The sequence below is a fragment of the Streptomyces sp. NBC_01335 genome, from assembly GCF_035953295.1.
Lineage (GTDB): Bacteria > Actinomycetota > Actinomycetes > Streptomycetales > Streptomycetaceae > Streptomyces.
The window spans coordinates 4,557,750-4,569,702 of sequence record NZ_CP108370.1 but is presented as its reverse complement, the minus strand read 5'-3'; the positions used below and the strand labels follow the sequence as shown (position 1 = coordinate 4,569,702).

The 11,953-nt window shown below is 70.1% G+C and carries 12 protein-coding genes; 2 read left to right on the top strand and 10 right to left on the bottom strand.

What is annotated here, in order from left to right; translation table 11 throughout:
• Positions 1-42 precede the first annotated feature (42 nt).
• The 7 genes from OG599_RS19690 to OG599_RS19660 all read right to left on the bottom strand — a co-directional run bounded on the left by OG599_RS19690 (position 43) and on the right by OG599_RS19660 (position 6,213).
• The gene (locus OG599_RS19690) at positions 43-312 is read right to left on the bottom strand and encodes a DUF4229 domain-containing protein (RefSeq protein WP_327177282.1); all 270 of its coding nucleotides are present in this window, start codon (positions 310-312) and stop codon (positions 43-45) included.
• Between the two features lie 173 nt (positions 313-485).
• Positions 486-1,010 (bottom strand): GNAT family N-acetyltransferase, encoded by a 525-nt coding sequence (locus tag OG599_RS19685; protein WP_327177281.1) that lies wholly within the window; start codon positions 1,008-1,010, stop codon positions 486-488.
• Between the two features lie 153 nt (positions 1,011-1,163).
• Positions 1,164-2,327 (bottom strand): aminofutalosine synthase MqnE, encoded by a 1,164-nt coding sequence (mqnE, locus tag OG599_RS19680; RefSeq protein WP_327180103.1) that lies wholly within the window; start codon positions 2,325-2,327, stop codon positions 1,164-1,166.
• An 82-nt stretch (positions 2,328-2,409) separates the two neighbouring features.
• Entirely contained in the window at positions 2,410-2,865 is a 456-nt protein-coding gene (locus OG599_RS19675) for an Lrp/AsnC family transcriptional regulator (protein WP_266707593.1), read from the bottom strand.
• Positions 2,866-3,033: 168 nt separating this feature from the next.
• A complete protein-coding gene (locus tag OG599_RS19670) occupies positions 3,034-3,702 on the bottom strand; it encodes a UbiX family flavin prenyltransferase (RefSeq protein ID WP_327180102.1) in 669 nt (222 codons plus the stop codon).
• Between the two features lie 139 nt (positions 3,703-3,841).
• Complete coding sequence (gene mqnP, locus OG599_RS19665; RefSeq protein ID WP_327177280.1) at positions 3,842-4,759, bottom strand: menaquinone biosynthesis prenyltransferase MqnP; 918 nt, start codon at positions 4,757-4,759, stop codon at positions 3,842-3,844.
• The gene (locus OG599_RS19660; protein ID WP_327177279.1) at positions 4,756-6,213 is read right to left on the bottom strand and encodes a menaquinone biosynthesis decarboxylase; all 1,458 of its coding nucleotides are present in this window, start codon (positions 6,211-6,213) and stop codon (positions 4,756-4,758) included. The genes mqnP and OG599_RS19660 overlap by 4 nt, the downstream gene beginning before the upstream one ends.
• 338 nt (positions 6,214-6,551) lie before the next feature.
• Here OG599_RS19660 and OG599_RS19655 point away from each other — a divergent pair, with 338 nt between their 5' ends.
• Positions 6,552-6,968: a PLD nuclease N-terminal domain-containing protein gene (locus tag OG599_RS19655; RefSeq protein ID WP_327177278.1), complete on the top strand. Its 417-nt coding sequence runs from the start codon at positions 6,552-6,554 to the stop codon at positions 6,966-6,968.
• Positions 6,969-7,045: 77 nt separating this feature from the next.
• Here the strand turns inward: OG599_RS19655 and OG599_RS19650 are convergent, their stop codons facing one another.
• The gene (locus OG599_RS19650) at positions 7,046-7,495 is read right to left on the bottom strand and encodes a MarR family winged helix-turn-helix transcriptional regulator (protein WP_327177277.1); all 450 of its coding nucleotides are present in this window, start codon (positions 7,493-7,495) and stop codon (positions 7,046-7,048) included.
• Positions 7,496-7,674: 179 nt separating this feature from the next.
• Between OG599_RS19650 and OG599_RS19645 the strand changes: the two genes are divergently transcribed.
• Positions 7,675-8,991 (top strand): aldehyde dehydrogenase family protein, encoded by a 1,317-nt coding sequence (locus OG599_RS19645; protein WP_327177276.1) that lies wholly within the window; start codon positions 7,675-7,677, stop codon positions 8,989-8,991.
• Positions 8,992-9,084: 93 nt separating this feature from the next.
• Here the strand turns inward: OG599_RS19645 and ccsB are convergent, their stop codons facing one another.
• Positions 9,085-10,167 carry a c-type cytochrome biogenesis protein CcsB gene (gene ccsB, locus OG599_RS19640; RefSeq protein ID WP_327177275.1) on the bottom strand — a complete coding sequence of 361 codons (1,083 nt, stop codon included), beginning with the start codon at positions 10,165-10,167 and terminating at the stop codon, positions 9,085-9,087.
• Positions 10,164-11,948, bottom strand: coding sequence for a cytochrome c biogenesis protein ResB (gene resB, locus OG599_RS19635; protein ID WP_327177274.1), 1,785 nt, complete (start codon positions 11,946-11,948; stop codon positions 10,164-10,166). Before resB ends, ccsB begins: the two co-directional genes overlap by 4 nt.
• Between the last annotated feature and the right edge of the window lie 5 nt (positions 11,949-11,953).

Genomic DNA, 11,953 nt, shown 5'->3' with positions numbered 1-11,953 from the left:
CGAAGGTTACGTTCCGCGTCTCACGGCGACGAGAACCGCGTCCTACTGGACGGCGTCCTCGCGCGCGCGGTTCGCCTCCAGGCGGGCCTTGGCGCGGTCCACCTTCTCGACGACCTGGACGGACATCTCGTCGCGCTGCTTGCGCAGCAGGACGTAGCTCAGCGGGGCGGACAGCACCAGCCCGAGCAGGACGACCCAGACGACGTTGGAGCCGCCGACGCCGGAGGGGATCACACCGAAGTGGACCGCCACCCCCGCGACGAAGAAGCAGGCGACGAAAATCAACAGTCGCAGCGCGGAGTACCGGATCATTGCGCTCGGCTTGGCAGCGGACACGGCCGACCTCTCTCTACGTACGACGGTGATGCGATCCTGCCCGACCAGTGAAGCATGCCCCAAAATCGTTCGGTTCACGGGGTTGCCGCGGCTCCCCCAGCGCCCCGTACGCCCCCGCCTGAACTGCGGGAACGCTCACCCGGGACCGGTCAGGCGAGCGGGAGCAGCATGGTGATGTCGTCCCGGTCGTCGCCCTGGGCGACCCGGATCGCCCCCGGCACCCGGCCCACTTCCTTGTAGCCGCAGCTTTCGTAGAAGCGGTCCACGCCGGTGCCGCCCCGGCAGGTGAGCCGGATGTACTCCATGCCGTCGATGGTGCGCGCCGCGTCGGCCGCGGCCGCCATGAGGTCGCGCCCGTATCCCTTGCCCTGGTGCGAGGGGTGGACCATCACCGTGTAGAGCCAGAGCCAGTGGCGCATCAGCCGGTGGGTGTTGAGGGTGAGGAAGGCGGTCGCCGCGACCGTGCCGCCCTCGTCCCGCCCGACGAGCAGCCGGGTGCGCCCCTCGACCATCGCGGTGAGGTGCTTCAGCAGCTCGGGGCGGACGTCCTCGGTGGTGACCGGCGGTACGAAGCCGACCGCGCCACCCGCGTTGGAGACGTCGGTCCAGAGCGCGAGGAGGCCGTCGCGCAGCTCGGGACCGAAGTCGGGGTCCAGGGTGAAGGTAAGAGGCATGGGGCCAGATTAGCCATTACATCCCGATGGCCTCAACCAGCTTTCCGGCATGCGGGAAGGGCCGGAGGAAGCCCGGTACGGACCGGCGACGCGGAGGGGCCCCGGTCGCAGGTGGCGTACCTGCGACCGGGGCCCCTCGGCGAACGCGTGGGGTCAGACCCGCATCGCCTGCGGCGTCTCGCGCCGGTCGGCGTCCGGACCCGGGTACTCGCGGATGATCTCGTACCGGGTGTTGCGCTCGACGGGCTGGAAGCCCGCGTCCCGGATGAGCTCCAGCAGATCGTCACGGCCGAGCTTGTTCGGCGTGCCGTAGTTGTCCGCGTCGTGCGTGATCTTGTACTCGACGACCGAGCCGTCCATGTCGTCCGCGCCGTGCTGGAGCGCCAGCTGGGCGGTCTGCACGCCGTGCATCACCCAGAACACCTTGACGTGCGGCACGTTGTCGAACAGCAGCCGGGAGACGGCGAAGGTCTTCAGCGCCTCGGCGCCGGTGGCCATCGTGGTCCGCGCCTGGAGCCTGTTGCGGATCTTGCCGTCCTTCATGTCCACGAAGTCGTGCTGGTAGCGCAGCGGGATGAAGACCTGGAAGCCGCCGGTCTCGTCCTGCATCTCGCGCAGCCGCAGCACGTGGTCGACGCGGTGACGGGGCTCCTCGATGTGCCCGTACAGCATCGTCGCCGGGGTCTTGAGACCCTTCTCGTGCGCGAGGCGGTGGATGCGCGACCAGTCTTCCCAGTGGGTGTTGTGGTCGACGATGTGCTGGCGGACCTCCCAGTCGAAGATCTCCGCACCGCCGCCGGTCAGCGACTCCAGACCGGCTTCGATCAGCTCGTCGAGGATCTCGGAGGCGCTGAGCCCGGAGATCGTCTCGAAGTGGTGGATCTCCGTCGCCGTGAACGCCTTCAGCGCGACGTTCGGCAGCGCCTCCTTGAGGGCGCTGAGCGAGCGCGGGTAGTACCGCCACGGCAGGGTGGGGTGGAGCCCGTTGACGATGTGCAGCTCGGTGAGGTTGTCGTTCTCCATCGCCTTGGCGAGGCGGACGGCCTCCTCGATGCGCATCGTGTACGCGTCCTTCTCGCCCGGCTTGCGCTGGAACGAGCAGTACGCGCACGAGGCGGTGCACACGTTCGTCATGTTGAGGTGCCGGTTGACGTTGAAGTGCACGACGTCACCGTTCTTGACGGTGCGCACCTCGTGGGCCAGTCCGCCGAGCCAGGCGAGGTCGTCGGACTCGTAGAGAGCGATTCCGTCCTCGCGGCTCAGCCGCTCGCCGGCCCGGACCTTCTCCTCCAGCTCGCGCTTGAGTCCCGCGTCCACTAGAACGCCTCCCATTTCTCTACGTAACAGACTTCCCGTAACCGTACGCCCCGAGGTTGCCCGGCCGTCCCCGGGGACACCCTCAACGCTCTTCGGGAAGTTCTCCGACCCGGTTCTCCCACTTCGTGGAGAGCACGATCGTCGTCCGGGTGCGGGAGACGCCCTTCGTTCCGCTCAGCCGGCGGATCGTCTTCTCCAGGCCGTCGACGTCGCCGACACGCACCTTGAGCATGTAGGAGTCGTCGCCCGCGATGAACCAGGCGTCCTCGATCTCCTCCAGGTCGCGGAGCCGGCGGGCCACGTCCTCGTGGTCGGCGGCGTCGGACAGCGAGATGCCGATCAGCGCGGTGACGCCGAGGCCGAGCGCCGCCGCGTTGACGGTGGCGCGGTAGCCGGTGATGACTCCGGCCGACTCCAGCCGGTTGATCCGGTCGGTGACGCTGGGGCCGGAGAGGCCGACGAGCCGGCCCAGTTCGGCGTACGACGCCCTGCCGTTCTCCCGGAGGGCCTGGATGAGCTGCCTGTCCACCGCGTCCATATGACAGAACCTTCCATTGTTCAGCAGTATCACAAGTCTAGGTATTGCATTTAAGGCAAACAGGGCTCCCACCCTGCGAATCTTTCGAAAGGTTCACGAGACGCCGTCGAACCCTGCTTCGAAGCGACGCCGCCGAACCATCAGGAGTCCGACCGGGACGACCCGGCCTCAGGCGGTACGTGAGCCGCCACCGAGTTCCCCCTCCCACCGGCGGTACAGACCGTGCGGCACCCCCGCCGCGTCCAGCACCCGTCCCGCGACGAAGTCCACCAGGTCCTGGATGTGCGTGGCGCCCGCGTAGAACGCCGGGGACGCGGGCAGCACCACGGCCCCCGCCTCGTCCAGGGCCACCATCTGCTTCAGCGTCGCGCCGCTCAGGGGTGTTTCCCGTACGGCGACGACGAGGGGGCGCCGCTCCTTGAGCGTGACGCTCGCGGCCCGCTGGAGCAGGTCCTTCGACAGCCCGAGCGCGACCCCGGCGACGCAGGCCGTCGAGGCCGGGACGATCAGCATCCCCTTCGCCGGGTACGACCCCGAGGACGGCCCTGCGGCGAGGTCCCCGGCGGGCCAGTGGCGCACCCCGGAGAGGTCCGGGTCGAAGGTGTCCGGCTTGCCGTCCGCCCCCCGCGCCAGCCAGCTCGCGAGGTCGTCCCGCCAGTGCGCGTCGCGGAAGGCGATCCCCGTCTCGTCGAGCAGCGTGAGCCGTGAGGCGCGGCTCACCACCAGGTCCACGTCCTCACCGGCGGCGAGCAGCCCGCGCACCACCGAAGCGGCGAACGGGGTCCCCGAGGCGCCCGACACCCCGACAATCCAAGGCCGACGCGGCTGCTGACTCACTGAAGTCGTGGATTCCACACGCCGAGAGTAGCTGCCCCCCGCGCACCGGCCGAACCCGGAACCGGCGGGAGGCTGCCGGGCATTGCCCGCACCCCGGGGATCACGGGCCCGCCCCCGTACCGCCGCCCCCGTACCGCCGTCACGGCGTGAGGCCGCGCACCACCAGGTCGAGCAGGGTGCAGGCGAAGAGCGCCATGCCGATGAAGCCGTTGACCGAGAAGAACGCCCGGTTGAGGCGGGACAGGTCGTGCGGGCGCACCACCCGGTGCTCGTACACGAAGGCCACGGCGACGATCACCATGCCGATCCAGTAGAAGAGCTCCGCGTCGGTGGCGAGGCCGAACCAGACGAGCAGCCCGGTCGTGATCGCGTGGCAGACCCGGGCGCCCCAGAGCGCGGCCGGGATGCCGAAGCGGGCGGGCACCGAGAGCACACCGTGCGCGCGGTCGGCGCGGACGTCCTGGCAGGCGAAGATCAGGTCGAAGCCGCCGATCCAGACGCCGACGGCGAGCCCCAGGACGACCGCGTCCCACGACCAGCTGCCGGTCACCGCGAGCCAGGCGCCGATCGGGCCCATGGCCTGCGCGATGCCGAGGATGGCGTGCGGGAAGTTCGTGAACCGCTTGCCGTACGGGTAGACCACCATCGGCACGATGGCGATCGGCGCGAGCGCGAGGCAGAGCGGGTTCAGGAGCGCCGCCGCGCCGAGGAAGAAGACCAGCGCGACGAGGGCGCCCGTCCACGCGGAGCGCACGGAGACCGCGCCGGTGACGATCTCGCGGGTCGCGGTGCGCGGATTGCGCGCGTCGATCTCCCGGTCGATGATCCGGTTCGCGGCCATCGCGAAGGTGCGCAGGCCGACCATCGCCACCGTGACGAGCAGCAGCTCGACCCAGTGGATCGACTCGCTGTCCTGGAACATCGCGGTCAGCGCGGCGATGTACGCGAAGGGCAGCGCGAACACCGAGTGCTCGATCATCACCAGCCGCAGGAACGCCTTCACCTTGCTACTGGGCTGCGCCGGGCCGTGGCCCAGCGCTGCGTCTGCGGCAGTCACAGTCCGTATTCCTTCCAGCGGCGGTCGACCTTCGCCGCCGTCTCCGGGTCGGACTCGACCATCTCCGGCCAGCCTCCGTCCCGCGTGTAACCCTCCTCGGGCCACTTCCTCGTCGCGTCGATGCCCGCCTTGCCACCCCAGAACTGCTGGTACGAGGCGTGGTCGAGGTGATCGACCGGCCCCTCGGTGACGGTCAGGTCCCGGGCGTAGTCGGTGTTGCCGAGCGCCCGCCAGGCCACTTCGTGCAGATCGTGGACGTCGCAGTCGGAGTCCACGACGACGATCAGCTTGGTCAGCGACATCATGTGGGCGCCCCAGATGGCACTCATCACCTTCTGGGCGTGCTTGGGGTACTTCTTGTCGATCGAAACGATCGCACAGTTGTGGAAGCCGCCGGCCTCGGGGAGGTGGTAGTCCACGATGTCCGGGACGATGATCTTCAGCAGCGGCAGGAAGAACCGTTCGGTGGCGCGGCCCAGCGGCCCGTCCTCCGTGGGCGGGCGGCCGACCACGATCGACTGGAGCAGCGGACGCTTCCGCATGGTCACGCAGTCGATGGTCAGCGCGGGGAACGGTTCCTGCGGGGTGTAGAACCCGGTGTGGTCGCCGAAGGGCCCCTCGGGGAGCATCTTGCCCGGCTCCAGCCAGCCCTCGATGACGACCTCGGCGTTGGCCGGGACCTGGAGCGGCACGGTCTTGCAGTCGACCATCTCGATCCGCTTGCCCTGGACGAACCCGGCGAAGAGGTACTCGTCGATGTCCCCGGGCAGCGGTGCGGTGGACGCGTACGTCACGGCGGGCGGCGCCCCGAAGGCGATGGCCACCGGCAGCCGCTCGCCGCGCTTGGCGGCGACCTGGTAGTGGTTGCGGCTGTCCTTGTGGATCTGCCAGTGCATGCCGATGGTGCGGCGGTCGTGGCGCTGGAGACGGTAGAGCCCGAGGTTGCGGACGCCGGTCTCGGGGTGCTTGGTGTGGGTCAGCCCCAGGTTGAAGAAGGAGCCGCCGTCCTCGGGCCAGGTGAAGAGCGCGGGGAGCTGGTCCAGGTCCACGTCGTCGCCGGTGAGGACGACCTCCTGGACGGGGGCGCTCTCCCCCTTCACCTTCTTCGGCGGCACGTGGATCATCGATCCGAGCTTCCCGAACGCCTCGCGCACGCCGATGAACCCGTGCGGCAGCTCCGGCTTCAGCAGCCCGCCGATCTTGTCGCTGATGTCCGAGTACGCCTTCAGCCCGAGCGCCTTCAGCAGCCGCCGGTCGGTGCCGTACACGTTCATGGCCAGGGGCATCGAGGACCCCTTGACGTTCTCGAAGAGGAGCGCGGGCCCGCCGGCCTTGTTGACGCGGTCGACGATCTCGCCGACTTCGAGGTACGGATCGACCTCGGCCTTGATGCGCTTGAGATCGCCCTCACGTTCCAAGGCCCGGAGCAGGGAGCGAAGATCGTCGTAAGCCATGCCCACCAGTTTGTCATCCTCCCCGCACTCCCCCTCGGGGGCTCCCCCGCCGCCGCGCCGGGGGCGGGCACCGGGAAAACGGGCGTCCACGCCGTGAAGGCCCCGCAGCGTGATCAGGAAGTCCGCCCCGGCGACGGAACAGCACACCGGGGAGTCACTCGTCGGTCGCCGCTCTTCGAGTCCGCGCTCGCCGCGGCCCGCCTGGCGGACCCTCATCCGGAGCCGCTCGCCGCCAGTTCACATCTGCTCGCCGTGGGGTGTCATCCGTAGCCGGTACCCTGTCGGCTCACCGGGGGCCTTCACGCCCCGCCGCCGTTTCCGGGGGGACTTCCTCAACCATGCTCAGGGCCCTGATCTATCTCCTGCCGCTGGCGCTGACGATCTACGCCTTCATCGACTGCCTCAACACCCCGGAGGACGAGGCCAAGCACCTGCCGAAGGTCGCCTGGGTCTTCATCATCCTGCTGTTCTGGATCGTCGGCCCGATCGTCTGGCTGGCCGCGGGCAAGCTGCGGCACGTGCCCGCCGGAGGCCGTACTCCCTCCGAGTGGCACCGCAACCACCGCACCCAGTGGGTGGCGCCGGACGACAACCCGGAGTTCCTCCAGAGCCTCCGCGCGGAGAACAAGCGGGACGAGTCGCTCCTGAAGGACTGGGAGGCGGACCTGCGCCGCCGCGAGGACGAGCTCAAGCGCCGCGAGCGCGGATCCGGCCCCGACGAGGCGCCGGGTACGCCGCCTCCGGCGACCGCCTGACCGTACGCAGCGCCACGGAGCCCGCGCGGGCCGGGAGACCGGACCGGGCGGGCTCTTCGGCGTTCAACAGCGGCCGTTCACGGGGCCAGCAGCCCGCCCAGACGGTTCAGCAGCGGCAGCAGCGCGGTGCGCTCCTGCGGGGTGAGCGCCTCCAGCGCGCCGTGCACCACGCGCATCTCGGCGCGGATCCGGTGCGCCAGCTCGGTGCCTTCCGGAGTGCGGGAGGCGACCTTTGAGCGGCGGTCGCCGGGGGCGGGGGTGCGGACGAGCAGGCCCCGGGTCTCCATGCGGCCGACGAGACCGGTGGCGTTGGACGCGTCGCAGACGAGGTGGCGGGCCAGGGCGCTCATCGGCATCGGCGCGTCGAGCGCGATGAGCGCGCGGGCCTGCGCGCTGCTCAGGCCGTGGCGGGCGGCGACGGCGGTGAGGTCGTCGGAGTGCCCTCGTACGACGACGGCCAGGGGCTCCAGCAGGTCGTCCGGGGTGGGGACGGCGCGGTCGGCGCGGGGTGCCGGTTCCGGGGGCATGGGGTGGTCATCCTTGGGCAGAGGCGCGGGGAGCGGGGCAAAGGGGTGGGCGGTGCGGACATCCACCGTACGCCGCGTTCCGATTATTTGACTTACTCAACTTCTGGTCGTTACATGAAATGCGTTGCTTGACGATGTCAACTTCCTGATATCGAGACGCCCCGCAGTAGGGAGCCCCCATGCCCTCCGAGTCCCCGGCCGACGTCGTCGCCCGCCTCCGCACCACCTTCCGCACCGGCCGTACGAAGGACCTGGCCTGGCGCACCCACCAGCTGGAGCGGCTGCGCGCCCTGCTCACCGAGCACGGTGACGACCTGGCCGACGCGCTCCGCGCCGACCTCGGCAAGAGCCGCGCCGAGTCGTACCGGACCGAGATCGACTTCACCGTCCGCGAGATCGACCACACCCTGGAGCACCTCGAAGACTGGCTGCGCCCCGAGCCCGCCCCCGTGCACGCCGGGCTCGCCGCCCTCGGGGCCACCGCGCTCACGGTGCGGGACCCGCTCGGTGTCGTCCTGGTCATCGCGCCCTGGAACTACCCGGCGCAGCTGCTGCTCGCCCCGGTCGCGGGCGCGCTGGCGGGCGGCAACTGCGTGGTGGCCAAGCCGAGCGAGCTGGCCCCCGCGACCTCCGCCGCAGTCGCCCGGCTGCTCCCCCGCTTCCTGGACACCGACGCGGTGGCCGTCGTCGAGGGCGGCGTGGCGGAGACGACGGCGCTGCTGGAGGAGCGGTTCGACCACGTCTTCTACACCGGCAACGGCACGGTCGGCCGGATCGTGATGGCCGCCGCGGCGAAGCACCTCACCCCGGTGACACTGGAGCTGGGCGGCAAGTCCCCGGTCTTCGTGGACCGGGACACCGACCTGAAGGCGGTCGCCGCGCGGCTCGCCTCGGGGAAGTTCCTCAACGCGGGCCAGACCTGCGTCGCCCCCGACTACGTCCTCACCGACCCGGAGACGGGCGCCGCCCTCGCGGACGCGCTAGCCGCCGCCGTCGAGGCGCAGTTCGGCAGTGACCCCTCGGCCTCCCCCGAGTACGGCCGCATCATCAACGAGCGCCACTTCGACCGCCTGGTGCGCCTGCTGGACTCCGGCCGTACGGTCACCGGCGGCGCCCACGACCGGGCGACGAAGTACATCGCGCCGACCGTGCTCGCCGATGTCGCCCCGGACGCGCCGGTGATGGGCGAGGAGATCTTCGGCCCGGTGCTGCCGATCCTCACCGTGGCCGGACTGGACGAGGCGATCGGCTTCATCAACGACCGGGACAAGCCGCTGGCGCTCTACGCGTTCACCGAGTCGGCCGAGGTCCGTGAGCGGCTGCTGAACGAGACCTCCTCGGGCGGCGTCGGCATCGGCCTGCCGCTCGCCCACCTGACCGTCTCCGACCTGCCGTTCGGCGGGGTCGGCGAGAGCGGCATGGGCAGCTACCACGGCCAGTACTCGATGGACACCTTCAGTCACCGCAAGGCGGTCCTGGACACCCCGCTCGGCTGACCGCCCTCGCAGGGCCCCCACGTGAAACGGCTGCCCGCTCCCCCCTACGTACGGGAGGTGCGGGCAGCCGTTTCGCGCAGGTGGTACGGGGCGTCAGACCCCGGCGTAGGAGTGCTTGCCGGTGATGAAGATGTTGACGCCGTAGTAGTTGAACAGCCAGCAGCCGAAGGCGATGAGCGCCAGGTAGGCGGCCTTGCGGCCCTTCCACCCGGCGGTCGCGCGGGCGTGCAGGTAGCAGGCGTAGGCGACCCAGGTGATGAACGACCAGGTCTCCTTGGCGTCCCAGCCCCAGTAGCGGCCCCAGGCCTGGCCGGCCCAGATCGCGCCCGCGATGATCGTGAACGTCCAGAGCGGGAAGACGGCCGCGTTGGCGCGGTACGAGAACTTGTCGAGGGTGGCCGCGGAGGGCAGCCGGTCCAGGACGGACTGCGCGAACCGGCCCGGCGTCTCGCCGTCCTCGACCTTCTTCTCGTAGCTGTCGCGGAACAGGTAGAGCAGCGTGGCGACGGCGCCGAGGAAGAAGACCGCACCGCAGATGATGGCGGTGGAGACGTGGATCCACAGCCAGTACGAGTGGAGCGCCGGCACCAGCTGGTCGCTGTCCGTGTAGAGCACGGTGGTGGCGATGCCGAGGTCCAGCAGGACCACGGTGACCAGCAGCAGACCCATCCAGCGGACGTTCTTCCGCAGAACGAGCAGGATCAGGTAGGCCGCGACGGCGACCGTGGAGAAGGTGATCGAGAACTCGTACATGTTGCCCCAGGGGGCGCGCTCCACGGAGAGCGCGCGGGCGACGACGCCGCCCGCCTGCACGAGGAAGGCGAGCACGGTCATCGAGACCGCGATCCGGCCCCACAGGTCGCCCTGGAAGGTGCCGCCGGAGGCGCCGGGGCCGTCCGGGACGTCCCGGGTCCCGGCGGCGGACCGGGTGATCACCTTCGGGCGTTCCAGCACGGCGGTCGAGCCGCCGGCCTTGGTGACCTGGACCTTCACCGAGGACTGGGCGGCGGCCCCGGCGTCGAGCGCGGCGGCCGTGCGGCCGACCTTGCTGCGGCTGCCGAACACCCATTCCGCGATGTGCGCGAGGAAGGCCAGGGTGTAGACGGCCATCGACGAATAGATCAGCACATTGCTGGTGTGCGCCAGATTCTCGTTGGCGGCGGCGGCGAGATTCACTTCTCAGCCCCTTCGGCAGTTTCTGCGGCAGGTACGTCGGGACCGGGGCCGGGTTCGGCCGCGGAGTCGGTCTCCGGCCCCGGGGCGGGGTCGGGCTGCGGATCGGGTGCGGTCGGCGCCACGTCGTTCAGCGCCACCGCCAGGCCGAGCAGTTCCTCGGGCAGCTTCGCGGACTCGCTGCGGCCGAGTCCGGCCATCTCGACGACGGTCACCCCGTCGGCCCCGCGCACGGCCCGCACCCAGACGCGGCGGCGCTGGATGAAGAGCGAACCGGCGAGTCCGGCGATGGCGGCGATGGCCCCGCCGAGCGCCCAGCCGGCGGCCGGCTGCTTCGAGATCTGGAAGCTGGCCCACTCCTCGACGCCGTCGAAGGTGACGGAGCCGGCGCCGTCCGGGAGCTTCATGGTCTCGCCGGGCGCGAGCCGCTGCTTGAGAGCGTTGCCGTCCGCGTCCTTGAAGGGCTTCAGCTTGGACGTGTCGAGCTGGTAGACGTTCTGCGGCAGCCCGGAGTCGACGCCGAGGCTGCCGTGCAGCGCGTTGAGCGCCAGCACCGGGTTCTCCGCGCCGGGGAACTGCGAGAGCATCGTCCCGCTGCCCGCGCCGGCGAAGGTGGGCACGAAGAACGCGCTGAAACCGAGCTGGTCCCGCTTGCCGTTCTTGTCCTTGTAGCCGTCCATGACCTTGATGGCACCGGACGAGGTGATGTTGGCGTCGCGCGGCAGCAGCGGCACGGCGGCCTTGAAGATCTGCTTGCCCTTGCCGTCCCGGACGGTGACGACCGGGGCGTAGCCGTGCGAGATCAGGAAGATCTTGGTGCCGTCGATCACCAAGGGCTCGTTGACCTTGATGACGCCCTTCTTGTCCTTGCCGTACGCGCCCTCGGCGTACGTCACCCGCGCCTCGAAGGTACGGGCCGTGCCCCGCTGGGGGCCGGTCTTCTCGTACGTGCCGACGAAGTCGTCGAGGGTGAAGCTGAACGGCGTGAGCGAGTCGTTGTCGTACAGCGAGCCGGACGTGAAGTCGTCGTACTGCGTGAGCGTGTTGGCGAAGCCGTCGCCCTCGGTGACGAGCTTGCCGCCCTGGAACTTGAAGAGCGAGCCGACCGCGAAGGCCACCAGCATCACGATGAGCGCGACGTGGAAGATCAGGTTGCCGGCCTCGCGCAGATAGCCCTTCTCCGCCGCGACCGCCTCGCCGACCGCGTGGGAGCGGAACCGCCGCTTGCGCAGCAGGGTGAGCGCGGCCTCGCGGACCTGCTCGGGCTCCGCCTCCGTACGCCAGGTCGTGTACGCGGGCAGCCGGTTCAGCCGCTTCGGGGCGTGCGGCGGGCGGCTGCGCAGCTGGCCCACGAACTGGAGGCTGCGCGGCACGATGCAGCCGATGAGCGAGACGAACAGCAGGATGTAGATCGCGGAGAACCACACCGAGCTGTAGACGTCGAAGAGCTGGAGCTTCTCGTAGATCGGGGTGACCGTGGTGTGCGCGTTCTTGAACGTCAGCACCTTCAGCTCGTCCACGCTGTTCTGCGGGACCAGCGAGCCGGGGATGGCGCCGAGCGACAGCAGGAAGAGCAGGATCAGCGCGATCCGCATCGAGGTGAGCTGGCGCCAGAACCAGCGGATCCAGCCGATGACGCCCATGGCGGGCAGCCCGGCCTCGCGGTCGGCGCGTTCCTCCACCGGTGCGGTGGAGAGCTGCGCCCCGGCCTCACCGAGCTCCCGGGTGTCCTGCTCGTCGGCGCGTGCGGCGTCGCGCTCGTCAGTGGTGTTCAGCTTGCTCAATGGAA